Raw genomic sequence first — 22,366 nt, forward strand, 5'->3', positions numbered from 1 at the left:
TGATCGCTCGATCTTGGTGACTGCCGGCTGATCACCGTAGTGGGCTGATCACCGGTCGTTCCGGTCGGATCCCCGAAGGTTGTTCCGCTGCCCGGGGTGGGTTTCGGCGTTACGTTGCCTGGGTGACGGACGCGGTTGTGATCGGATTGCGCGAGGTTCCCCTGCTGGTGGAGTTGGGGGTCGCGCTGGTCCTTTCCAGTCTGATCGGCCTGGAGCGGGAGTTCCGGGCGAAGAGCGCGGGCTTGCGTACGCACACGCTGGTGGGAGTGGGCGCGGCGCTGTTCATGCTGGTATCGAAGTACGCGTTCGGCGACATGCTCGCGTTCGAACGCGTGTCATTGGACCCGTCACGGGTGGCTTCCCAGATCGTGTCGGGGATCGGCTTCATCGGTGGTGGGTTGATCTTCGTGCGCCGGGACGCCGTGCGTGGATTGACCACGGCCGCAACGGTGTGGGTGGTCGCGGCCGTCGGTATGGCGTGCGGTGGTGGGCTCGTGGTGTTGGCGACCGCCACGACGTTCGTGCACTTTCTCGTGGTCGTCGGGTATCCGCGCGTGCTCCGGTGGGTGCGCGGCTCGGTTCGTGACCCGCAGCTGGTCCGCATCGGGTATTTGGATGGGTACGGTGTGCTGCGCGCGGTGCTGACCCTGTGTACCAGTCGGGGACTGAAGGTCTTGGGGCTGGAGATCGAGCGCGAGGACACCGATGGTGAGCGGCAGCGGACCGCGGTGGTGGCGCTGCGGTTGCAGGGCGGGGTGGCGGTGTCCTCCCTGATCGAGGAGATCAGTTCGATGCCGGGCGTGCTGCATGTGGCGATGGGGGACAGCACCGAGGCGAGTTTCTGAGTGGCGGTCCGACCGGTGGTGGCGCTCAACCCCAGAAAGCGTGGGCGAGTGCGATGCCGGTGAAGGCCGTACCGAGACCGGCGATGATGCTGCCCAGGGCGTTGATCACGGCGAAGAACCGAGCTCCCGATTCGAGCAGGCGCAGTGTTTCGTAGGACAACGTCGAGTATGTGGTCAACGCTCCGCACAGACCGGTACCGACCAGCAATAGCGCTTCGGAGGACGCCGCACCGGCAGCGGTCGCCCCCGTGATCAGGCCCAGAACGAGGCAGCCGACCATGTTCACGGTGAAGGTGCCCCATGGGAACACGGTGTCGTGGCGGGCCTGCACCACCCGGTCGGTCAGGTACCGCAGAGGCGCGCCGATCATCGCCCCGATCAGGACCAGCAGCCAGGTCACCGCGAGTCGTCCTTCTCGGAGTCCCAGCGGACCAATTCGACCTCATCCAGAGTCGCCGCACCTGCGGTGAGCAGTTCGTCCAGCTGCGGCACGAAAGCCCGCACCCGCTCTGCGGTGTCCACGATGATCACGACGACCGGTAGGTCCTCGTTCAGCGACAGCAAGCGCTGGGTGTGCACCAGAGAGGAGGTTCCGAAGCCCTCGATGCCGTGAAACACCGACGCGCCTGCCAGGCCGGCCGCGTGCGCCCGGTGCACGATCTCGCTGTAGAGCGGCTTGTGGTGCCACGAATCGTGCTCGCCGACGAAGACCATCAGCCGCATCGCCCGCCCGGTCTCGCTCGTCATCGCTGTCTACCGGCCCATCGCTGTCTACCTGCCAACAGGGCTCGAGTGGCCGCGGCGGCCGTCCCCACTGCCACGAGCGCCGCGATCAGCGTAACCGCCAGGTACAGCGTGCCCGTCACGACGTGGCCGGTCGCCACCAAGCGTTGGATGTCCACGGCATAGGTGGAAAAGGTCGTGAACCCACCCAGCACGCCGGTACCGATGAACGGGCGGACCAACCGGTGCGCGCTCCACACCTCGGTGATCAACACCATGAACACACCGATCGTCGCGCACCCGACGAGGTTGATCCCCAGCGTCGTGATCGGGAATCCGTTCGGGGCGGACGGCCACAACAGCCCCGCCCCGTATCTGCCGACAGCTCCGAGCCCGCCGCCGACGGCAACCACGATCAGCACCAGCCACTGCCCGTGCAGCAGCTTCGGGCGGCGCGCGGGCACCGTCATGTCAACACCAGGGCAGGTGGACTCCGCAGCACCCTCGGAGGAACTCGCTGCCATGTACACACCCCCACTCGCGCGGCGTCCACGGGGGCGCACACCTCTGCTGAGCAGGGACCGTCGGCGGCCGCCGTGCCGCGGTGGGAAGGCGGCGGGCCCCACCGCCGCACGGCGTCCCCCGCGGACACCGTGCGCCGATCGTAGCCGACACGCCGGCTCCTCTCACCAAGCGTGCGTGGGCGATGCTGTGGCCGCCGGGCTGGCACGATCCCGGCGGCCACAGCGCCCGAGCGGTTCGGTGCGGAGGGTCAGGGAGCTTCGTGGTCGGCCCAGACCTTGACGCTCTTGGCGGTGTCTTCGGGGAATTCCTCGCCTGCGCCGAGGGTCCACACGCTGGGGCCGCCGCAGTCGGCCTTCTCGTAGACCTCGACCTTGTGGTCGGTGTAGTTGACAAGGCGCGCAGCGGTGACGGGTTTGTCGTGCTCGTCCTTGAAGGTCGTGCAGGATCCGTTTTCCGGGTCGGTGATCGCGTGTGTCCGGCCGGAGGGCTCCTGCCAGAGGATGTCGCCTTCGGCTGCGTGTACGGACAGGGGACCTGCCAGCATCAGCAGGGCTGCTCCCGCGATCGTCGCGGCGGTGGAACCAGCGCGCATCACAACTCCTTCGTGCTCGGTGTTTCGGGCATTCCAGGAGTAACGGACTTGGACGTGATCGGCCAGGCGGATCACACCGCCGGGCCGTGGCGTGCACTCGAACAGGGATTCATCGCCGGTCGAGACCGAGTGCCCGAGCGATCAGGGTCGCCAGGTGCACGGGCTCGGCGTCGGTGGCCTGGCGAACCTGGGTTCGGCAGCTGAAGCCGTCGGCGACGACGTCGGTGTCGGCGCCGGCCTCGCGAACGGCGGGCAGGAGGGTTTGCTCCGCGCATGCCATGGACACGTCGTAATGCCCCTTCTCGAATCCGAAGTTTCCGGCGAGTCCGCAGCATTGCGGATCCAGGACACCGGCGTTGACCCCGGCGGCGTTCATGGCCGACCGGTCGGCTTGGAACCCGAGTTCGGAGTACTGGTGGCAGTGCATCTGCACCACGGCATCGGTGGTGGGAGCGGAGTCGGGGCGCTGCCACTGGTCCCGGGTGGGTTCGACCCATTCGGCGAAGGTCTTGGTGGCCTTGGCCAGGGCGGTGACGTCGGGGTCGCCCGGAGCGAGTTCGAGCGCGTCGTTGCGCAGGAACGCGGTGCAGCTGGGTTCGAGCCCGACCACCGGCATGCCCGCGTCGATCTGGGGGCGAAGGAGGCGTGCGGTCCGGCGGAGCACCTTCCGCGCCGTTCCGAGCTGGCCGGTGGAGTGCCACGTGAGTCCACAGCAGACCTGCCCGCGCGGGAACTCGACGGTGTGGCCCAGTTCTTCCATTACGGCAACGGCGTCCTGGCCGATGTGCGGATCGAAGTGGTTGGTGAAAGTGTCCGGGAAGAGCACGGCGCGCGTCGTCCCTCCCGAACCGGTGGTGCTTGCTCGCCCGGCCCACCAGGAGCGAAGAGTGCGTGGCGCGAGGGCAGGGATGCTCCGTTGCGGCGCGATGCCGCCCAGCCGTTTGATCAGCGGCGCGAGTGGACCGTTGAGCAATCCGTTGGTGATGCGGGGCAGGTGCTGGCCCACCGCGAGGGCCAGCGGCAGGAACCCCATCGAGTAGTGCGATGCCGGGCGTGGGCGGTGCCGGTAGTGCCGGTGCAGGAACTCGGCCTTGTAGGTGGCCATGTCCACGCCGACGGGGCAGTCGGTCTTGCAGCCCTTGCAGGACAGGCACAGGTCCAGCGCGTCGCGGACCTCCTCGGAGCGCCAACCGCCCTTGACGACCTTGCCCGCCAGCATCTCGAACAGTAGGTGGGCCCGGCCGCGGGTGGAGTGCTTCTCGTCCTTGGTCACCCGGTAGCTGGGGCACATGACGCCACCGGAGGGGTTGAGGCACTTGCCGATTCCGACGCACCGGCGTGTGGCGGTGGCGAGGTCGTTGCCGTCCTCGTGCAGCGCGAGCGTGGTCCGGCTCGGGATACGAGGTGGCGCCACCAGCAACCGCAGATCGGAGTCGAGCGAGCGCGGGCGCACGATCTGCCCGGGATTGTGCAGGTCTTCGGGGTCGAAGGCGTGCTTGAAGCGTTCGAACGCCTTGATCACTTCGGGCGGGTACATGGTGGACAGCAGCTCCGAACGGGCCTGGCCATCACCGTGCTCGCCGGAGACGGAGCCGCCGTGGGAGACCACGAGCTCCGCGGCGGCTTCCATGAACGACCGGTACTGGGCCGCGCCGGAGTCCGACAACAGGTCGAAGTCGATGCGTACGTGGATGCAGCCGTCGCCGTAGTGCCCGTAGGTGACACCGCGGCGTCCGAAGCGTTCGAGCAGCGCGTCGAAACGACGCAGGTACGCACCGAGGTTTTCCGGCGGGACGGCCGCGTCTTCCCAGCCGGACCAGCGTTCCGAACCATCCGACATGCGGGTGGAGTAACCGGACCCTTCCTCGCGGATCTTCCACAGCGCCGCGATGCGGGCAGGTGCGGTGTGGACCACCGACTCCGTCCGGTCGCCCATCGTCCGCACGATGCGCTGGGCGGCGGCTTCGGCCGCGCGCTGGTCCTCGCCGCCGGTCTCGACCAACAGCCAGCTGCGACCGCCGGGAAGCAGTCCGAGCGCCGGTGACTCCGGATTGCGCTGGCGGACGACGTCGACGAGTTCGGGGCTGAGTCCTTCGATGGCGAGCGCGCCCAGGCCGCGCAGGCGAGTGACCTCGTCTGCCGCTGCGTAGGTGTCGGCGAAACCGAGGACGGTCAGCGCACGCGCAGCGGGGGATTCGACGAGTCGGACAGTGGCCCCGAGCACGGTGGCGCAGCTGCCTTCGGTCCCGACGAGGGCGCGGGCGAGGTGAAAACCGTTCTCGGGAAGCAACTGGTCGAGGTTGTATCCGGAGACCCGGCGGGTGAGATCGGGAAAGGAGCTGCGCACGAGGTCGCCGGTGTCGTCGGCGAGCGAGCGCAGCTGTTGGTGGAGTCGTCCGATCCGGTCGCCGCGGGCGCAGAGCGCGTCGAGCTGTTCCGGGGGAGTGGGGCCCGCTCGCAGCCGCGTGCCGTCGCTGAGCAACAGGTCGAGGGAATGGACGTTGTCGACGGTCTTGCCCCATGCCACCGAGTGAGTGCCGCACGAGTTGTTGCCGATCATGCCGCCGAGGGTGCAACGGCTGTGGGTGGACGGATCGGGCCCGAACGTCAAACCGTGCGGTGCGGCGGCGGAGCGAAGCGTGTCGAGGACCACACCGGGCTGGACGGTGGCCGTGCGGGCCTCCGGGTCCACGTCGAGTATCCGATTCATGTGGCGGGCGAAGTCGATGACCAGCCCTGTTCCCACCGCGTTGCCCGCGATGCTCGTTCCGGCGCCGCGACTGGTGATGGGCAGGCCGTGCTCGCGCGCGAAGGCGATCGTCGCGGCGACGTCGGAGTCGTTTCGGGGAAACACGACTCCGGTCGGCAGCTGCCGGTAGTTCGAGGCGTCGGTGGCGTACAGCGCGCGCGTGCCGGGGTCGAACCGGGCGTGGCCGTCGAGTGCCGCGCGCAGGTCCGCGGCGAATTCCGGCACGTCGGCCGCAGTGGAAGGTGTGGCGGTCATTTCGGGGGCCCACTCCTCCAGGATCGGGATCGGTGCCAGTGTCTGCTGGCAGTTCGCTGCAGTCCATCATGTTGTGGGTGAGCCACGACACGGCGCGTCGATATCTGTACCTACGCGATGAGGGAGTACCCGCTGGTAGCCGATACTGTCTCGGCGGGTCGAAACGAATCTTGGACCGTGCCCGCGTACTGGTGTCCCGGCCGGATCGTTCGCCCTGGTTCTTCGAAGGGTGATCTGGAGGTAGATCGACAGTGGCACGGTCGGTACTGGTGACCGGCGGCAACCGCGGTATCGGGTTGGCGATCGCGAGGGCGTTCGAGGCAGCGGGGGACAAGGTCGCGGTGACTCACCGCGGCTCCGGTGCCCCTGAAGGCCTGTTGGGGGTGCGCTGCGATGTGACCGATGCCGGTCAGGTCGATGCGGCGTTCGACGAGGTCGAGGCGGAGCACGGCAAGGTCGAGGTGTTGATCGCCAACGCGGGCATCACCGACGACGGTCTGCTGTTGCGCATGGGGGAGGATCAGTTCGGTCGGGTTCTGGACGCGAACCTCGCCGGTTCGTACCGGGTGGCCAAGCGTGCCGCGAGCAGCATGCTGCGCAACCGGCGTGGACGGATGGTGTTCGTGTCGTCCGTGGTGGGCCTCTCCGGTGGTGCCGGGCAGGCGAACTATGCGGCGAGCAAGGCCGGTCTGGTGGGGTTGTCGCGGTCGATCGCGCGAGAGCTCGGTTCACGCAGCATCACGGCGAACGTGGTCGCGCCCGGATTCGTCACCACGGACATGACCGATGAGCTCTCGGAGGAGCGGAAGAAGGAGATCCTCGGCCAGATTCCGTTGGCCCGGTTCGCCGCGGCGGAAGAGGTCGCGTCGGCCGTGGCGTGGCTGGCTTCGGATCAGGCCGGTTACATCACCGGTGCGGTGCTCCCGGTTGACGGTGGCCTGGGAATGGGCCACTGAGGACGGTTCTTTTCGTGCGGACCGGACGTGCGGTCCGGTTGTTGCTCTTGTTGTCGCTTTTTGTTCGCTGTGGAGGATGTACGTGAGCGGGTTGCTCGAAGGCAAGCGGGTTTTGGTCACGGGCGTGATCACGGATGCGTCGATCGCATTCCATACGGCCAAGGTCGCCCAGGAACAGGGTGCGGAGGTAGTGCTCACCGGGTTCGGGCGGTTGCGCCTGATCGAGCGGATCGCGCAGCGGCTGCCCAAGCCGGCGCCGGTGATCGAGCTCGACGTTACCGACCAGGAGCACGTGGACGGGTTGGCCGAGAAGGTGCGGGAGCACGTGGACGGCCTCGACGGGGTTGTTCACTCGATCGGTTTCGCACCGGCGTCGTGCCTGGGCGGGGACTTCCTCGCGGCCCCGTGGGAGGACGTGTCGAAGGCTCTCGAGGTTTCGGCCTACTCGATGAAGTCGTTGTCCACGGCTGTGATGCCGCTGCTGGGGCAGGGTTCTTCGATCGTCGGAATGGATTTCGACGCACGAGTCGCGTGGCCCGCCTACGACTGGATGGGCGTGTCCAAGGCCGCGTTGGAGTCGACGTCCCGGTACCTCGCACGGGAGCTGGGTCCGCGAGGAGTGCGGGTGAACCTCGTCTCGGCGGGCCCTGTTCGGACGATGGCGGCCAAATCCATCCCCGGCTTCGAGGAGTTGGAGGCCAACTGGGGCGAGCGCGCGCCGTTGGGCTGGGACGTCGAGGACCCGACTCCGGTGGCGCAGTCGGTGTGCGCGGTGTTGTCGGACTGGTTGCCGAAGACGACGGGGTCGATGGTGATGGTCGACGGGGGAGTGCACGCGATGGGCGTGTGACAGACGTCGCGGCTTCACCCAGGCGGGCACCTCCGAACGCTCAACGGCATCATGGTCGGGTGAGCTTTGACGCGTTGCTGTTCTTGTCGTTCGGGGGCCCGGAGGGTCCGGAGGAAGTCCGTCCGTTTCTGGAGAACGTCACCCGTGGTCGCGGGGTGCCGCCGGAGCGGTTGGACGAGGTCGCTGAGCATTATCATCACTTCGGTGGCGTTTCACCGATCAATCGGCTCAACCGTGACATCATCTCCGCGTTGGAAGCCGAACTGCGCGAGCAGGGCAGGCAATTGCCCGTCTACTTCGGCAATCGCAACTGGCACCCCATGATCGAGGACGCGGTCGCGAGCATGGCCGACGACGGTGTGCGGCGGGCGCTGGTGTTCCCCACTTCGGCGTGGGGCGGGTATTCGGGTTGCAAGCAGTATCACGAGGACATCGCGCGAGCCCGCGAATCGGTCGGCCAGGAGGCGCCGGAGCTGGTCAAGCTGCGCCAGTTCTTCGACCATCCGCTGTTCGTGGAAGCCAACGCGGACGCGGTTCGGCGGGCTTTCGCCGAGCTCGGGGAGGCGGGTCGGCAGGCGCGCTTGGTGTTCACGGCGCACTCGATCCCGCTGAAGGCCGACGAGTTGGCGGGCCCCGACGGTGAACCGGGATGGTATTCGCGGCAAGTTGCGGAGACGGCCCGGCTGGTCGCCGATTCGGTGGGCGTGGACAGCTACGACGTGGTCTGGCAGTCGCGGTCCGGGCCACCGGCCGTGCCATGGCTGGAACCGGACATCGTCGATCACGTCGAGCAGTTGCACGATCGAGGCGTGGAGTCGGTCGTGGTCAGCCCGATCGGGTTCGTTTCAGATCACCTCGAGGTGGTCTGGGACCTCGACAACGAGGCCGCGGAGAAGGCCGCCGAGTTGGGCATGGGCTTCACCAGGGCCGGGACGGCGGGTACCGATCCTCGGTTCGTTCAGATGATCGCGGAGCTGGTCGCCGAACATGTCGACCAGGTGCAGCCGCGGAAGCTGTCGGTGCTGGCGGCTGCGGGGTGCACCGCCAACGGTGAGCCCTGCGCGCCGGGCTGCTGCTGAGGCTCGGACCGGCGCCTCGGGCACTCCTGGCGGAGATTCCGGGGAAACGGCGCGATGTGGTTGATGGCACGTGCCCGGCGACGTCGCGTCATTTCGCCGCGGTCTTCTCGGCACGGGCCAGGAACAACTCGGTGCAGCCGTCCACCAAGCCGTCCTCGCTGACCTGCAGCGTGCCGTCGAGCCATGCGGTGAGCGCGCGCGCCAGTCCGCCGACCAGGAACTGGGCGGTCAGGTCGACTTCGGTGCCGTCGGCGAGTTCGTAGAAGTCCCTGGCCTGTCCGCTGAGCAGGTCGCCGAACAGTCGGGTGGACCGCAACCGGCGCTCGGCGATGACGGGACTGGTCAGGGCCGCCGAGAACAGCAGCCTGCCGCGCGCCGGGGGTCTTCGATGATCTTCTGCACGATGTTGCCGAGGGCGGCCCTGGTCATGGCGGTCGCGTCCGTCGCGGCCGTCTTGAGCGCCTCGACCGTACTGGTGGCGATCTCGTCGATCACGTGGTCGTAGATGCAGCGCTTCCGCGAGGAGATGCGGCTGCACTGGAGCGAACGAGACCAACGGCGCTTCGACCGGTTGATGTCGACGATCGGAGCCGTACTGCGACGCACCCCCGGCCGTGCGCGCGTTCCCCTACAACTACTACCTGTGGGACCTGCGCCGACGGATCAGGAAGGGCAAGCCGCTCGTGTGAGAGCACGCCGAGCCGCCTTGCCGCATTCAGAGTCCGGCCACTCACCCGCATGCGGCGGACGAGCGGGCCGGGCCCGGTTCAGTGCTGGTCGGCGCGGTCGGTCAGCACGCGGACCATCTCGGCGATCGCGGCGCGCCGGGCAGCTCGGACCGAATCGAACAGCGGTTTGAGCGCGTCCATCCGAGCGCGGGTCGCCGATGCCGAGAGCGCGCCGCCGGGGGCGTCGTCAGTGGCCACCCAAAGGATCGCTTCGACCTCGGCGGCGCGCTGCAGTACCCGCAAGGGGCGCTGCGGAACGTCGTCCGGCCACGATGGTTTCGGGTGGGAGGAGACCGTTTCGGAGATCTCCTCACGCACACCGGGCCGGTGCTTGGCGATGTCGAGATCGATCAGCGTGCTGGCGGCTTCCCGCATCGCCGAGGACATCCCGTGTTCGGCTTCGCCGATGGGCAGGTTCTCGAACGGAGGAAGTTCACCCGTCGCGAAGATCGTCCAACGCAGGATTCCCTCGGCGACGCGCTGCGGGACGAGTCCCAGACCTACCTCGGGCAGCACCGCCGCTTCGGCATGCCGCAGGGCCGCGTTCGTGAACTCGGAGGCTCCGCCGAGTCCGCGCACATCACCGGCGACCGGGAGCACCAGCTCGCCGGTACTCGCGCCTGCCTTGCGCAGCGCGGCGAGCAACAGTGCCGGCCCAGCGGGTGTTTCCCCCGGGCCGGGAAGGTCCAAAGTGGTGGCGAGATTCTGGTCGGCGGCCTGCACTTCGTGCACCTCGGCCCACGTGCTGAGGGCATCGAGCACATCATCGGAAGCGGCTGCGCCGTGCAGCCATGCGGAGGTCCAGACGACCATCGTTGCGCTGGGACATGACACGTCCATCAAGCCTACGGATCCGGTGCGGTTGCCGAAATTCCGGGGGTGAGTATTCGCGGCGTGGGCACTCGCCGGTTCGACGGCGCTCCGATTACTGTCCCGAAGGTGCGTTCGTTCAACTACGGAAAAGATGTCCTGACAGGTCGGCGGCGTCGTTCGGTTCCCGAGATCGCGGCCGAACGCGGACTGGTGGTCGAGGATGCCGCGAGTGGCTTCTGCGGCGCGGTGGTGCGGGTGGAGAAGGGAAACGTGGTGCTCGAAGATCGCCACGGCAAGTACCGGTTGTTTCCGATGCGCCCGGCAGCTTTCCTCCACGAGGGCAAACCGGTGACGCTGGTGGAGCCGTCGCAGCAAGCCCCGGCAGCAGCACCGACCAGGTCCGCCTCCGGGTCGGTGCGGGTGTCGAACCTGCGTGCGCGCGAGGCTCGCGGCAGCCGGATCTGGGTGGAGGGCGTCCACGATGCCGAGCTCGTCGAGCGGGTGTGGGGGCATGATCTGCGGGTCGAAGGAGTGGTGGTCGAACCGTTGCACGGGGTGGACGATCTGCCCGGGATGCTCGACGAGTTCGGGCCCTCACCGGGACGCCGGATCGGGGTCCTGGTGGATCACCTGGTTCCGGGATCCAAGGAGTCGCGACTGGTGTCCGGCATCGACGATCCGAACGTGATGATCACCGGGCATCCATACGTCGACGTGTGGGAAGCGGTCAAACCTGCCGCGGTCGGTATCGCGGCGTGGCCGAGTGTGCCGCGAGGAGTGGAGTGGAAAGAAGGGGTGTGTGCCGAGCTCGGCTGGGGTGAGCCCGCGGAGGGGTGGCGGCGCGTACTCGCGGGTGTCACCAGCTTCCGCGATGTGCAGACCCCATTGCTCTCGGCGATGGAACAGCTGATCGACTTCGTCACGGAGTAGCGCCGTTCGCGGGAGTGCCGAACGGGTGAGCGCAGCGGGACTCCGTTCCTGCTCCGCTCACCCGTTCGGCTGAACGCCAATCGGGTATTTACCGTCACGCGTCAATCTTGCCGGATTTCGGCGGGCGCTGTGCGGCGTTCGGTCTGCCAGTATGAATGCATGGTCTCCGTACTGTGGTTGATCGCGGCCGTAGTGCTCATCACGGCAGAGACGGTCTCCGGGGATTTCGTGCTGGTCATGTTGGGGGCGGGTGCGCTCGCAGCTGCCGGCGCGTCGGCACTGGGAGTGCCGCTCGGATTGGATGCGGTGGTCTTCGGCGTTCTGTCCTTGGGATTGATCCTCCTCGCTCGACCTGCTCTCAAACGGCGGCTGCAGACCGGTCGCGACCTCAAGACCAACGTGGAGGCGTTGCCGGGCAAGAACGCCGTAGTGGAGGCCACGGTGGATGCGCATGGTGGGCGGATCCGCATCGAGGGCCAGGTGTGGTCGGCCCGAGCGCTTGACGAAACCCAGGTAATCGAGGCGGGGCAGACCGTGACGGTCGTGGAGATCTCTGGGGCCACTGCCGTCGTGTGGGCTGGCCCTTGAGGAGGCGAAGTGGAGCCGATCGGAACGATCGTGCTGGCGGTCATCGCGCTGCTGGTGATCGTGATCGCGGTCAAGGCGGTACTGGTCGTGCCGCAGGCGCAGGCGTCGGTGGTGGAACGACTCGGGAAGTTCCGAGGTGTGGCCGAGCCGGGGTTGAACTTCTTGGTGCCGTTCCTGGACAAGGTTCGGGCGCGGATCGATCTTCGGGAGCAGGTGGTCTCCTTCCCACCGCAGCCGGTCATCACCCAGGACAATCTCACGGTGTCGATCGACACCGTCGTATATTTCCAGGTCACCGATTCGCGTTCGGCGGTCTACGAGATCTCGAACTACATCGAGGGCGTCGAGCAGTTGACCACGACGACGTTGCGCAACGTCGTCGGCGGGATGAGCTTGGAAGAGACCCTCACGTCTCGCGACCAGATCAACACCCAGTTGCGCGGGGTGCTGGACACGGAGACGGGTCGTTGGGGCATCCGCGTCGCGCGGGTTGAGCTCAAGGCGATCGACCCACCGCCGTCGATCCAGGATTCGATGGAAAAGCAGATGCGCGCCGACCGAGAGAAGCGCGCGATGATCCTCAACGCCGAGGGCGAGCGGGAATCATCGATCAAGACCGCCGAGGGCCAGAAGCAGTCGCAGATCTTGGCCGCCGAGGGGGCCAAGCAGGCGGCGATCTTGTCCGCCGAGGCCGATCGGCAGTCGAGCATCTTGCGCGCTCAGGGTGAGCGGGCCAGCCGGTACCTGCAGGCTCAAGGGCAGGCCAAGGCCATCGAGAAGGTGTTCGCCGCGGTCAAGCGTGGAAAGCCGACTCCCGAGTTGCTCGCCTACCAGTACCTGCAGACCTTGCCGCAGATGGCGCAGGGCGATGCGAACAAGGTGTGGATGGTGCCCAGCGACTTCGGCAAGTCGTTGGAAGGTTTCGCCCGCATGCTCGGAGCACCGGGGGAGGACGGCGTGTTCCGCTACGAGCCCCCGGCAGAGGAAGCGCCCGAGGCGAAGCCGGAGGAGGACGACGAGTCGGTGGCGGCGTGGTTCGACACGTCGACGAATCCGGAGGTGGCCGAGGCGGTGCGGGCGGCTGAGGCAGTGGCCCGCAAGGAGGTGCCCAGCCCCACGAATCTGGTCGGTCGATCGGGAGCGCCGCAGGCCCTCGGTGGCGATGAGTCGACCGAGCCACCTACTGCCGGACCTGGTGGTGCGCTCGGCTGATTCCCGTGCGGCAGCGACTCGGGCGTCGCTGCCGCAGGGGAGCAGCACGTCCCCGAGTTTGCGAGTAGTCCACGAGGACGCTGACGAAGAGAACCGGAGGAATCGAGAACGTCGCGCCGTTGATGGGCAGGTTGCCGACCAGCATCGCGTCGGGCTGGCCTTCGCCCGTACCAACGGAGCGTTCGAGCGCGACGGTGGTTCAGTGTTGCCCTCCATCAATGGTCAGCGCAGTGCATAACTACTTAACAGCCACGATAATTTCAGTACTGACCGAAACTAACGCACCAAGTAACCACCTCACAAAACACCAGAAAGCGCAACGAGCTGCTCGCACTGCTGCTTGACCGAGAACTTGGGCTGTTTGCCGCAGCTTGCCCCTCGGCGAGCTGCGGTCATCCCTTCCTTCGTGCGCATCCGCAGCAGGTCGACCTCGAACTCGGGAAGGTCGCCAGGATGTTGAAGAACACTTTGCCCATTGGGTAGGCCGGATCATAGACGGGATCGTTGGCTCTGCTGGGTTGATTCCCAGCAGTGGCGCAGAGGCCGCCGCCGGCATTGTCTTGGCTCGATGAGTCGGGTTGGTGTGGTGTCTGTGGCTCGGGAATCATGTACTGGTGAGCATTCGGAGCGTTCTTGTGGTCGGTGCGGGGATCGCGGGCTCGACGCTGGCCTACTGGTTGGGGCGAGGTGGGATCGACACCACCGTTGTCGAGAAAGCGGCAGCTCAGCGTTCGAGCGGAAGCCCGGTGGACGTTCGTGGCCCCGCCCTGCCCGTGATCGAGCAGATGAACTTGCTGGGTTCGTTGCGTGAGGCGGCGACGCTCGCGCGCTCGCTCACCGTTGTGGACGGCAGCGGTGGCCGTATCGGCTGGATTCCCTCCCAGGCCAGCACTGCCGCGGTGGAGATCCCACGTAGTGCGCTGGCCGCGATCCTGAACCGTGCGGCAAGTGCGCACACCGAGGTCATCTACGACGACAGCGTGCTGAGCCTGCGCGACGACGGACAGGGCGTGGATGTGACCTTCGAACGGGGTGCGCCGCGCCGTTTCGATCTCGTGGTCGGCGCCGACGGGCTGCACTCGCGAGTGCGTCGACTCGCCTTCGGACCCGAACCGCGGTTCCTCACCCACCTTGGTCTCTACATCGCCACGACAACCCTGAAGTCGAGCACCGCGGATGGGGCCGTGCTCATGCACAATGCACCCGGCCGGGCGGTCGCGGTCCATCCCGCCACCGGTCGCGAGATGGCGGCATTCATCTTCCGCGGTCCTGCGCGGCCGACCATCCGTGACCAGGACATGGGTCACAATAGGCAGCTGGTGCTCGACGCCTACAGCGGCATGGCATGGCGGGTGCCCGAACTCCTCGACCGAGTCCGTGCCAGCGAGGACCTCTACTTCGACTCCGTCAGTCGAGTACGGCTCGATTCCTGGAAGCGGGGCCGTATCGTCCTCGTCGGCGACGCAGCGAGCTGCGTCTCGTTGCTCGGCGAGGGATCCAGCATGGCCATCGCCGGCGCGGCCACCCTCGCGCGCGAGCTCACCGCCCAGCCGGGCGAGCTCGCGACGGCATTGTGCCAATACGAACACACGCACCGGAAACGCGTGATGCGACGTCAGCGCGGCGTCGCGATCGCATCCCACCTCCTCGTGCCCGCGACCCGCACCGGAATCACCGTGCGCAACCTCCCCTTCCGGCTCTGGCCGGTGATGGCGGCAGCTCGCAAAACCCGACCGACCGCCTAGCACGGATCCCCCAACGGAGCTGGAGCGCTTCTTCTGCTTCGATGACGCCGACCGCGTCCCGGTTGGGCGGCACCGCGGCGAGCGCAACCGCCTGGGCTTCAGCCTTCAGCTCGCCACGGTGCGGTATTTGGGGCGTTCCTGGCGGATCCGCTGGAGGTGCCCACTGCGGTGGTGGACGCTAGAAGGCTGGAGAAGATCCGTGTCAGATCGAACGCTACGAGGGATCGTTGCTGTTCACGGCTTTGGCGATCAGTACTCAACGGGCGCTCGTTGAGTACTGATCGCCACGCGCACACCGTGGCCGTCCAGCGGCGACTCCATGCGGCCGGAGCCGCCGCTGGGCGAGGTGTATTTCGCATGGATACTTGAGGGGATCGCGCGTCGCGGTTACATCCCGCTGGTCCCGGCCATCACGGCAAATGTGAACCCGGCGCTCGTCGGACGGCGCAGCGGAATGTCGCACTTGATCCGGCGCAGCACCTCGTTCCTGCTGAGGCCGAGCCCTTGCGCGATGAGCCGCTCTGGGCGCACCGGCACCAGATCCTCGAAGACGACCTTTACTTGGACCGGCCACGCCTCGTCCAGCCGTGCTGACGGGGTGCCCAGCCGCCAGGCCCCCGTCCAGTCGAGGGTGAAACGGTTGCGCCGGGCGAGCAGCGGATCCAACAGCCTTGAGACCACCAGCTCCGGATCGTTGACGCGGTAGCCGTCGAGCTCGGCCGGATCGAAGGATCTGACCGGCACTCGCTCGTGCACGGTGAGCTTGCTCGTCCGATCGCAGGACACGCAGCGGACCAGTAGCCACACGTCCAGCAGCTTGCCGTTGGCGTTGACGCGGAACCTGCCCTCGCCGATGGTGGCCGACTCCGACCGACAGTCCACGCACCGCAACGACAGCAGAGGCAGCCTGGTCCGACGAACGACCCAGCGCAGAACGGTATGAGGTTGTGAAGACATGAGCTCTCCAGAGCTGACACGAGGCCGATTGCGCACGGCCTCAATCGCTGTATGACCGGGCGCGCATGGGCAGCCCGGCATAGCCGACGGGAGGGTCGGCTTAGAGGTGAGCGGAAGAAGGTGTCAGGTCTACAGAGCAGGCGGGGTCATGCGGTCTTGTCCTCTGTCCTCACTGCGACGGGGCCGCAGGCAACCTACGAGAAACCGGAAGGAATGCTCAAACGGTTTTCCGATCGGAACTTCGTCGGTGCTACCGGGACCCTCAGTGGCGCAGGCGATGGTGTCGTCGAGGCCCGGCTGGTAGCCGTCGCTGGTTTTCACGGTGAGGGTCGGCAAGGCTCCGCGTCAGAGCGGGGTGAGGAGGCAGAACTCGTTGCCTTCCGGGTCGGCGAGGACCGTCCACGGCACGTCGCGCTGGCCGAGGTCGATGTCGGTGGCGCCGAGATTCCGCAGCCGGGTCACTTCCGCCGCTTGATCGTCACCGGGGTACGGCCGGAGGTCGAGGTGGACGCGGTTCTTCACGGTCTTCACGTCGGGTGTGTGGTGGAACTCCAGGTACGGGCCGACCCCCTTGGCGGAGCGCAGTACCGCGTGATCGTCGGTGACCTCGTGCAGGGTCCAGTCCATCGCCTCGCCCCAGAACCGGGCCATGGCCCGCGGATCGGCGCAGTCGACCACCACTGCGGCGATCGGCCCGGTGTCCCGGTAGGTCGTCCGGGGCTCCCGCACGCAGAACTCGTTGCCTTCCGGGTCGGCGAGGACCGTCCACGGCACGTCGCCCTGGCCCACGTCGGCGGGGGTCGCGCCGAGGTTCTGGAGGCGCGCGACCAGGTCCGCGTGATGGGCCGCCGAGGTGGTGGCGAGGTCGACGTGCACGCGGTTCTTCACCGTCTTGGGTTCTGGGACGGTAATGACGTCGATGCAGACGGCGGTGGGGCCGGGATAGACGAAGCCCACGGGATTGATGTTGGTCACGATGCCGGGTTCCTCGACGGAAGTACTCCAGCCCAGCGCCTCCGCCCAGAACTGGCCGAGTGCGGAGTCGTCCCGGGCATTCATCGCAATCTGAACAAGCCGCGTTGTCATGCCGCTGATCGTATACCCGCGCGGATCTTGGAACCGTTCGTATTCGCCTGCCGCAGGCGGGTTCGTCCGCGAAAGTCGGAATCCCGTTCAGGCATCCCTGCATCAACTGACAAGCCGTGCCCGGCTGTGGGGCAGGATCGGGAATCGGTCCGCTACGAGTCACCGACCGGCGTCCACGACCCAACCAGCTCATCCCGCCGCCGATCACCTGTATTCAAGAACGCTTCCGCCGCGTGATCGGCACCGGCTCCGGCCCTGCTTTGTCCCTCGTGGCAGGGGGAGTCCAGAGCCAACGAGGAAATCAGCCTTCGTCTGTGGGGGCTTCGAGCATGGGGCCCCCGGAGACTCCCAGTGCGCGCACGGTGTCGAGGAGGTGCTCACGCAGTCGGGCTTTGGCGAGGGCGGCATCGCCGTGTCGGATGGCTGCCGCGAGCTTTTCGTGCTGGTCGGTGATGCGCGGGCGGCGGGTGTGGGTCCGGGCTGTGGCGGTGATGCGCATTTGCCGGTCGCGTAGCGCGCTGTAGAGGTCTTGGATCACGGGGTTGCCCGCGGAGGAGACGAGTCGGGCGTGGAAGTCGCGATCGGCCTCGTGCATGTCCGCGTCGCTGAGGTCTGCGACGTTGCAACCGGGGTGGCTGACGAGTTCCTCGCCGATCTCGGTCATCAGCTGAACCCCTTGGGCGGCGAGCGCGTCGATGGCGAAGCTCTCCAGGGCCAGTCGCGCCTCGACGAGGGAGCGGGCTTCGGTGGGTGTGACCGGGACGACGAGTGCTCCGCGTTTGGGGTAGAGCCGGAGGAATCCTTCGGTCTGCAGTCGCAGGAACGCTTCCCGGACCGGGGTGCGGGACATTTCCAGGGTGGTGGCGATCTCGCCTTCCGACAGCAGGTGTCCGTCTGGGTAGGTGCCGTCGAGGAGTCCGGTTTTGACGTGGCGGTAGGCGCGGTCGGCGGCTGGTGGCTCCGCGGTCTCGGATGGGGTGCGCCCCGGGGGTGTGGCCGGGGACACGGGTTCGGGTGGTGTTGCTCTCGACACGGGGACATCGTACTTGGAGCCATCTTGTATCTAAGGTGAATACAAGATGGGAGGGGTTATTCGTGCATGACACCGCAGTGAGGGACGAGCCGGCTGGGAGAACTGCCGCCCGGCAGCGGAGCGCCGAGGCCGGTCCTCCTCGGATGGCCTGGCTGGTGTGGGGCGTCGGAGCCGTCTGTTACTTCGTCTCGCTGTTCCACCGGGCCAGCCTCGGCGTGGCGGCTCCGGCGGCGTTGGAGCGCTTCTCGTCCGGGCCCGCGTTGCTCGCGATCTTCTCGGCGCTGCAGCTGGGTGTGTACTTGGCCCTGCAGGTGCCGTCGGGCGTGCTCGCTGACCGTCTCGGTCCGCGCAGGGTGATCGCCGCCGGAATGCTGGCGCTGGGAGTCGGTTCGGCGATCTTCGCCGTCAGCGGTTCGGCGGTCGGTGGTGTGGCCGGCCGGATGCTGATCGGTTTCGGCGATGCCTTCATGTTCACGAATGTGCTGCGACTGGCCGCGCAGTGGTTCCCAGCTGAGAGGTTCGGCAGGATCGCGGCGTTGACCGGTTTGATCGGCGGAACGGGACAGTTGGTGTCGACCATCCCGTTGACCGCGTCGCTGTCCGGGCTGGGTTGGGTCCCGACGTTCCTCGGTGCGGCCGGGGTGACGATGCTGCTCGCGGTGGCGGCTTGGATGCTGATCCGGGACCGTCCCGCCGCAGTCGGGCCGCAGGACGAGCGGGCTCCGGAGGAGCGCGTCGGGCAGACGTTGCGCGCGGTGGTGGGCAGGCGCGGAACTCGGCACTCCTTCTGGGTGCATTTCGTGCTGATGTCGCAGTTCCTGGCGATCACGGCGCTGTGGGGTGCGCCTTGGTTGACGCAGGCGCAGGGGTACGGCGAGAGCTCGGCGGGCATGTTGTTGATGTGCTGCGTGCTCGTGTTCATCGCCGGTTCTTGGTTCGCGGGGCAGTTCATCTCCGGGCGGACCGGGCGGCGTGAACGCTTCACCTTCGGGCTGTCGGTCGCGGTCGCCGTCTCCTGGCTGGTGCTGATCGGTTGGCCGGGTGCGCTGCCCATGCCGGTCCTGCTCGCGGTGCTGGCGGTGATCGGTGCCGGAGGTGGTGCCTCGATGCTGGCCTTCGACGGAGCGCGAGCGGCGAATGCGGCCCACCGGTCGGGGACGGCTACCGGAGTGGTGAACATGGGCGGGTTCACGGCGGCTGTGTTGATCCAATTGTCCGTCGGGCTGATGTTGAGGTGGACCGCGGATCTTCCGGTGGATGTGGCCTATCGGTGGGCTTTCGCCCCGGTAGTGGTGCTGCTGGCGGTGGGTACTGGCGTGCAGGTGGTGTTGCGGGAGTCGCGGGTCTCGCGGATCGGTTGATCCGTCGCCGGGGCGAGTTCGTCGTCAGGCGCCGGCCTCGGCGATAGGGTTTGCTGTTGACGCCGCCGAAGCGGTCTGTGCCGTGCGGGGCCGGGAGGTCGGTTCCGTCCTGAATGTCTCGCGTGGTTTCGCGCGGGCGGCGGGAGTACGACCTTGTCTGAGGCGATGGAGGCTTCGTGACCACGCTCGAACTGCGCAATTTCGTCGATGGCGGCCAGGTGGACACGGTCGCGGGTGAGACGTTGCCGCTGGTGGATCCGAGTACGGGTGAGCAGATCGGTACTGCTCCGTTGACGCGTTGGACCGACGTCGACGAGGTGATGCGGGTCGCGGCATTGGCGTACGAGGCGTGGTCGCAGACGACTCCGAGGGAACGGCAGATGCTTCTGTTGCGCATCGCCGATGCGGTTGAGGCTCGCGGTGCGGAGTTGATCGCGGCGGAGTGCCGGAACACGGGCAAGTTGTGGTCGGTGGTGCGGGATGAGGAGTTGCCCGCGGCCGTCGATCTGCTCCGGTTCTACGCGGCGGCGGCAAGGGTGCTCGAAAGTGGCGCCGCGGGGGAGTACGAGCGTTCTTACACCTCGTTGGCCCGCAGGGAGCCCATCGGTGTGTGCGCGCAGGTCACGTCGTGGACGCATCCGCTGTTGTTGGCGGTCTCGAAGTTCGCGCCGGCGTTGGCGGCGGGGAACACGGTGGTGCTCAAGCCGGCGGAGACGACGCCGGTGAGTACGGCTTTGTTGGTGGAGATCGCGGGGGAGTTGTTGCCGCCGGGGGTGCTGAACCTGGTGTGTGGCGATCGGGACAGTGGCCGGGCGATGGTGGCGCACGAGGTGCCGGGAATGTTTTCGATCACCGGTTCGGTGCGGTCCGGTATGGAGGTGGCGGGGTCGACGGCTGCCGATTTGAAGCGGGCTCATTTGCAGCTGGGGGGCAAGGCGCCTGCGGTGGTTTTCGACGATGCCGATTTGGGGCGTGCGGTCCCGGAGATCGCGCGGGCTGCGTTCGGCAACGCCGGGCAGAGCTGTACCTCTGCGAGTCGGGTGTTGGCGGGGCCTGCGGTCTATGACGAGTTGGTGGCGGGGTTGGCCGAGCGGGCTCGGGAAATGCGGCCGGGGGCTCCCCGGGATTCGGGTGCGTCGTTCGGGCCGTTGAACAGTCTGGGGCAGTTGGAGTTGGTGGAGGAGCATCTCGACCGCTTGCCCGAGCACGCGCGGCTGGTGGCTGGTGGCCGACGGGAGGGGACTGCGGGCTTCTTTCACGAAGCCACGGTGTTGGCGGGGATGGAACAGGATGACGAGCTGGTGCAGCACGAGGTGTTGGGGCCGGTGGTGACGGTGCAGCAGTTCTCACACGAGCAGGAGGCGGTGGAGCTCGCCAACGGGGTGCGGTACGGCTTGGTGGCCAGTGCGTGGACTCGGGATCACGCTCGTGCGATGCGGATGGCGAGGCGGTTGCAGGCGGGCACGGTGTGGCTCAACGCGCACCATCCGTTCGTGGCGGAGATGCCGCACAGCGGGTTCAAGCATTCGGCGTCGGCGCGGGATTTCGGCAGGCACGGTTTGGAGGAGTACAGCCGTCTCAAGCACGTGATGTCCTATGTGGATGATTGAGCTGGTGGGCGGGTGGCTGCCGGAGGTGCGTGCTGAGTTGCGTCTCGCGGGGTGTGCCCGCACGGGTCATGCGTTGCCGGTGGCGCGCATGAGTTCCTTGGCGTAGCGGATGCGGCGGGTTTGTTCGGCGGTACCGATGTACTTGTCGGGGAGCACCTTCATGCCTCGTCTGGTGATCCTGGCCAGTCCGGTTGAGGTCGTTTCGAGCGCGCGTGCTCGGCGACCGGTGGCGGGCAGTCCGAAGTGGGTCCGGGCCCAGCCGGGTAGGAGTGCGACGCCGAGTCCGGCAAGGTAGGGGTAGGCGATGCGCAGCGCGCTCAGGCGGATGGGTGCGGGGGTGTTGGCCCACATTTTCGAGCCGCTTCGGGCGCTTTCGGTCATGCGTAGTTCGGGGCGCATCCGTTCGAAGTAGTTCTCGAGTTCGGCGACCGAACCGGGGACGCGTTCGGGGTCGAGTCCCACGACGGCTGCCGATCGGCGTTGTTCGTTGACGTAGGTGTCGGCATCGGTGTTGGTGAGGGGGACGCCTGCGGCGCGGGCGACGAGCAGGTAGGGGTAGATCTCGGCGCAGTGGACCCAGCGGAGGTTTTCTTCCTCGTCGATGCGGAAGCTGCTTCCGTCGTCCTCGTCGGTGCCGGTCAGGACGCTGTGGATGCGGCGGACGCGGTGGCCGACCCTGTCGACTTCGTCGAGGCTGCCGAAGGTTCGGGTGGAGACGAAGTCGGCGGTGCGGAACAGACGGGCTAATGCTTCTTTCCGTTTGAGCAGTGCCGAGTTCTGGTAGGTGCCCCACATGGAGTGGGGGTGCAGGGACTGCAGTGCCAGGGCGCTGAATGCGCCGATCCACATGGAGGGGTCGATGTGGATGCGCCAGGTGATGGAGTCGGGGCCGTAGAGGCCGGTGTCGGTGGTGGAGGTGTGGTCGTCGGTGTGGGTCATGGGGTGCCTCCTACCCAAGTGGGGTTACAAAGAAACTAGATCTGTATCTTTGTTTCCACAAGACGCGATTCGCCAGCGGCGAGTCCGGTAGCGTGCGAGGCACCATGAGGGAGTCGTTGTTGCAGCGGGCGTTGCTGGCCGAGGACGCCGACGTGGACGAGCTGGCCGGCCGTGTCCTGGATGCGGGGTTGGCGTGTTTCAGCGAGCGGGGTTTGCGGCGCTCGACCGTCGAGGACATCGCGCGTCGCGCCAGGGTGTCCCGGGTGACGGTCTACCGCCGGTTCGAGAACAAGACAGTCCTGGTGGAGGCGGTGTTGTTGCGCGAATGCCGTCGATGTTTGGCGGCGCTCGACGAGGCGGTCACCGGCACGGAGCTGCTGGAGGAGCGCGTCGTCGAAGGTTTCGTGTTCGCCTTGCGGTATGCGCGGGAGCATCCGCTGGTGGGCGGCTTGCTGCGGAGCGAGGCCGAAGAGGTGCTGCCGTATTTGACCGTGCGGAGCGGTACGGCCCTGGGGGTGGTGCGCGAATACCTGGCCGAGCACCTGCGGGCGGTGGGGCGAGCGGAGTTCGATCCGGTGGGGGTCGCCGAACTCATGGTGCGCATCGTGGTCTCGTTCGTGCTCACGAGCGAGAGTGCGATCGAGCTCAACAGCGATGAGGACCTGCGGCGGTTCGCCCGCGGCTATCTGTTGCCGCTGGTGCGGTGAGTACGGTGCCGCCGGGTCGGTAGTGGGTGCCGGTGGTGTCTAGCGGTGGCGCTGCGGAAGCGTTGCGAGGCACGGTGGTGGTG

The 22,366-nt window shown here is 67.2% G+C and carries 24 protein-coding genes; 12 read left to right on the top strand and 12 right to left on the bottom strand.

Features of this window, described 5'->3' with window-relative positions; genetic code table 11:
• Positions 1-122 precede the first annotated feature (122 nt).
• Positions 123-845 carry an MgtC/SapB family protein gene (locus tag ACYVAN_RS13660; RefSeq protein WP_460959464.1) on the top strand — a complete coding sequence of 241 codons (723 nt, stop codon included), beginning with the start codon at positions 123-125 and terminating at the stop codon, positions 843-845.
• 25 nt (positions 846-870) lie between these two features.
• On the opposite strand, the gene crcB is transcribed toward ACYVAN_RS13660, so the two are convergent.
• The 5 genes from crcB to ACYVAN_RS13685 all read right to left on the bottom strand — a co-directional run bounded on the left by crcB (position 871) and on the right by ACYVAN_RS13685 (position 5,689).
• Entirely contained in the window at positions 871-1,245 is a 375-nt protein-coding gene (crcB, locus tag ACYVAN_RS13665; RefSeq protein WP_460959466.1) for a fluoride efflux transporter CrcB, read from the bottom strand.
• The gene (locus ACYVAN_RS13670) at positions 1,242-1,592 is read right to left on the bottom strand and encodes a DUF190 domain-containing protein (protein WP_460959468.1); all 351 of its coding nucleotides are present in this window, start codon (positions 1,590-1,592) and stop codon (positions 1,242-1,244) included. The genes crcB and ACYVAN_RS13670 overlap by 4 nt, the downstream gene beginning before the upstream one ends.
• Positions 1,589-2,092: a fluoride efflux transporter FluC gene (locus ACYVAN_RS13675; RefSeq protein ID WP_460959470.1), complete on the bottom strand. Its 504-nt coding sequence runs from the start codon at positions 2,090-2,092 to the stop codon at positions 1,589-1,591. Before ACYVAN_RS13675 ends, ACYVAN_RS13670 begins: the two co-directional genes overlap by 4 nt.
• Before the next feature lie 248 nt (positions 2,093-2,340).
• The gene (locus ACYVAN_RS13680; protein ID WP_460959472.1) at positions 2,341-2,685 is read right to left on the bottom strand and encodes a hypothetical protein; all 345 of its coding nucleotides are present in this window, start codon (positions 2,683-2,685) and stop codon (positions 2,341-2,343) included.
• Positions 2,686-2,794: 109 nt separating this feature from the next.
• Complete coding sequence (locus ACYVAN_RS13685; RefSeq protein ID WP_460959474.1) at positions 2,795-5,689, bottom strand: FAD-binding and (Fe-S)-binding domain-containing protein; 2,895 nt, start codon at positions 5,687-5,689, stop codon at positions 2,795-2,797.
• A 251-nt stretch (positions 5,690-5,940) separates the two neighbouring features.
• Here ACYVAN_RS13685 and fabG point away from each other — a divergent pair, with 251 nt between their 5' ends.
• The 3 genes from fabG (at position 5,941) to ACYVAN_RS13700 (ending at position 8,574) form a co-directional block, all read left to right on the top strand.
• Positions 5,941-6,645 carry a 3-oxoacyl-ACP reductase FabG gene (gene fabG, locus ACYVAN_RS13690; protein WP_460959476.1) on the top strand — a complete coding sequence of 235 codons (705 nt, stop codon included), beginning with the start codon at positions 5,941-5,943 and terminating at the stop codon, positions 6,643-6,645.
• 82 nt (positions 6,646-6,727) lie between these two features.
• Complete coding sequence (gene fabI / locus ACYVAN_RS13695) at positions 6,728-7,495, top strand: enoyl-ACP reductase FabI (RefSeq protein ID WP_460959478.1); 768 nt, start codon at positions 6,728-6,730, stop codon at positions 7,493-7,495.
• 59 nt (positions 7,496-7,554) lie between these two features.
• A complete protein-coding gene (locus ACYVAN_RS13700; RefSeq protein WP_460959480.1) occupies positions 7,555-8,574 on the top strand; it encodes a ferrochelatase in 1,020 nt (339 codons plus the stop codon).
• Positions 8,575-8,662: 88 nt separating this feature from the next.
• Here the strand turns inward: ACYVAN_RS13700 and ACYVAN_RS13705 are convergent, their stop codons facing one another.
• The 3 genes from ACYVAN_RS13705 to ACYVAN_RS13715 all read right to left on the bottom strand — a co-directional run bounded on the left by ACYVAN_RS13705 (position 8,663) and on the right by ACYVAN_RS13715 (position 10,136).
• Positions 8,663-8,890, bottom strand: coding sequence for a hypothetical protein (locus ACYVAN_RS13705; protein ID WP_460959482.1), 228 nt, complete (start codon positions 8,888-8,890; stop codon positions 8,663-8,665).
• A gap of 26 nt (positions 8,891-8,916) precedes the next feature.
• Positions 8,917-9,180 (bottom strand): hypothetical protein, encoded by a 264-nt coding sequence (locus ACYVAN_RS13710; RefSeq protein WP_460959484.1) that lies wholly within the window; start codon positions 9,178-9,180, stop codon positions 8,917-8,919.
• 161 nt (positions 9,181-9,341) lie between these two features.
• Positions 9,342-10,136: a hypothetical protein gene (locus tag ACYVAN_RS13715; protein WP_460959486.1), complete on the bottom strand. Its 795-nt coding sequence runs from the start codon at positions 10,134-10,136 to the stop codon at positions 9,342-9,344.
• Positions 10,137-10,241: 105 nt separating this feature from the next.
• On the opposite strand from ACYVAN_RS13715, the gene ACYVAN_RS13720 reads away from it, so the two are divergent.
• From ACYVAN_RS13720 to ACYVAN_RS13740, 5 genes are all read left to right on the top strand, one after another.
• Positions 10,242-11,045, top strand: a complete 804-nt coding sequence (locus tag ACYVAN_RS13720; RefSeq protein ID WP_460959488.1) for a DUF3097 domain-containing protein — start codon at positions 10,242-10,244, stop codon at positions 11,043-11,045.
• Between the two features lie 159 nt (positions 11,046-11,204).
• Positions 11,205-11,633, top strand: coding sequence for an NfeD family protein (locus tag ACYVAN_RS13725; RefSeq protein ID WP_460959490.1), 429 nt, complete (start codon positions 11,205-11,207; stop codon positions 11,631-11,633).
• Between the two features lie 9 nt (positions 11,634-11,642).
• Positions 11,643-12,845 (top strand): SPFH domain-containing protein, encoded by a 1,203-nt coding sequence (locus ACYVAN_RS13730; protein ID WP_460959492.1) that lies wholly within the window; start codon positions 11,643-11,645, stop codon positions 12,843-12,845.
• 614 nt (positions 12,846-13,459) lie between these two features.
• The gene (locus ACYVAN_RS13735; protein ID WP_460959494.1) at positions 13,460-14,590 is read left to right on the top strand and encodes an FAD-dependent oxidoreductase; all 1,131 of its coding nucleotides are present in this window, start codon (positions 13,460-13,462) and stop codon (positions 14,588-14,590) included.
• A gap of 19 nt (positions 14,591-14,609) precedes the next feature.
• Entirely contained in the window at positions 14,610-14,864 is a 255-nt protein-coding gene (locus tag ACYVAN_RS13740; RefSeq protein ID WP_460959963.1) for a DUF4158 domain-containing protein, read from the top strand.
• Between the two features lie 113 nt (positions 14,865-14,977).
• Here ACYVAN_RS13740 and ACYVAN_RS13745 read toward each other — a convergent pair whose 3' ends face one another.
• The 3 genes from ACYVAN_RS13745 to ACYVAN_RS13755 all read right to left on the bottom strand — a co-directional run bounded on the left by ACYVAN_RS13745 (position 14,978) and on the right by ACYVAN_RS13755 (position 17,666).
• Positions 14,978-15,547: a DUF1062 domain-containing protein gene (locus tag ACYVAN_RS13745; protein ID WP_460959497.1), complete on the bottom strand. Its 570-nt coding sequence runs from the start codon at positions 15,545-15,547 to the stop codon at positions 14,978-14,980.
• 345 nt (positions 15,548-15,892) lie between these two features.
• Complete coding sequence (locus tag ACYVAN_RS13750; RefSeq protein WP_460959498.1) at positions 15,893-16,633, bottom strand: VOC family protein; 741 nt, start codon at positions 16,631-16,633, stop codon at positions 15,893-15,895.
• Positions 16,634-16,934: 301 nt separating this feature from the next.
• Complete coding sequence (locus ACYVAN_RS13755; protein ID WP_460959500.1) at positions 16,935-17,666, bottom strand: GntR family transcriptional regulator; 732 nt, start codon at positions 17,664-17,666, stop codon at positions 16,935-16,937.
• Between the two features lie 143 nt (positions 17,667-17,809).
• On the opposite strand from ACYVAN_RS13755, the gene ACYVAN_RS13760 reads away from it, so the two are divergent.
• Together ACYVAN_RS13760 and ACYVAN_RS13765 are read left to right on the top strand one after the other, a co-directional pair.
• On the top strand, positions 17,810-19,027 hold the full coding sequence (locus tag ACYVAN_RS13760) for an MFS transporter (protein WP_460959502.1): 1,218 nt from the start codon (positions 17,810-17,812) through the stop codon (positions 19,025-19,027).
• A gap of 176 nt (positions 19,028-19,203) precedes the next feature.
• On the top strand, positions 19,204-20,637 hold the full coding sequence (locus tag ACYVAN_RS13765) for an aldehyde dehydrogenase family protein (RefSeq protein ID WP_460959504.1): 1,434 nt from the start codon (positions 19,204-19,206) through the stop codon (positions 20,635-20,637).
• A 66-nt stretch (positions 20,638-20,703) separates the two neighbouring features.
• On the opposite strand, the gene ACYVAN_RS13770 is transcribed toward ACYVAN_RS13765, so the two are convergent.
• Positions 20,704-21,576, bottom strand: a complete 873-nt coding sequence (locus ACYVAN_RS13770; protein WP_460959507.1) for an oxygenase MpaB family protein — start codon at positions 21,574-21,576, stop codon at positions 20,704-20,706.
• Positions 21,577-21,680: 104 nt separating this feature from the next.
• Here ACYVAN_RS13770 and ACYVAN_RS13775 point away from each other — a divergent pair, with 104 nt between their 5' ends.
• A complete protein-coding gene (locus ACYVAN_RS13775) occupies positions 21,681-22,283 on the top strand; it encodes a TetR/AcrR family transcriptional regulator (protein WP_460959509.1) in 603 nt (200 codons plus the stop codon).
• Positions 22,284-22,366: the final 83 nt, after the last annotated feature.

Source organism: Parasphingorhabdus pacifica (assembly GCF_054779195.1).

Excerpts from the sequence above, each read along its gene's own strand:
- ACYVAN_RS13725 (WP_460959490.1), top strand. The coding sequence starts at position 11,205 with ATGGTCTCCGTACTGTGGTTGATCGCGGCCGTAGTGCTCATCACGGCA.
- ACYVAN_RS13685 (WP_460959474.1), bottom strand. The coding sequence starts at position 5,689 with ATGACCGCCACACCTTCCACTGCGGCCGACGTGCCGGAATTCGCCGCG.
- ACYVAN_RS13745 (WP_460959497.1), bottom strand. The coding sequence starts at position 15,547 with ATGTCTTCACAACCTCATACCGTTCTGCGCTGGGTCGTTCGTCGGACC.
- ACYVAN_RS13680 (WP_460959472.1), bottom strand. The coding sequence starts at position 2,685 with ATGCGCGCTGGTTCCACCGCCGCGACGATCGCGGGAGCAGCCCTGCTG.
- ACYVAN_RS13770 (WP_460959507.1), bottom strand. The coding sequence starts at position 21,576 with ATGACCCACACCGACGACCACACCTCCACCACCGACACCGGCCTCTAC.
- ACYVAN_RS13670 (WP_460959468.1), bottom strand. The coding sequence starts at position 1,592 with ATGACGAGCGAGACCGGGCGGGCGATGCGGCTGATGGTCTTCGTCGGC.
- ACYVAN_RS13760 (WP_460959502.1), top strand. The coding sequence starts at position 17,810 with ATGGCCTGGCTGGTGTGGGGCGTCGGAGCCGTCTGTTACTTCGTCTCG.
- ACYVAN_RS13775 (WP_460959509.1), top strand. The coding sequence starts at position 21,681 with ATGAGGGAGTCGTTGTTGCAGCGGGCGTTGCTGGCCGAGGACGCCGAC.
- ACYVAN_RS13750 (WP_460959498.1), bottom strand. The coding sequence starts at position 16,633 with ATGACAACGCGGCTTGTTCAGATTGCGATGAATGCCCGGGACGACTCC.
- ACYVAN_RS13675 (WP_460959470.1), bottom strand. The coding sequence starts at position 2,092 with ATGGCAGCGAGTTCCTCCGAGGGTGCTGCGGAGTCCACCTGCCCTGGT.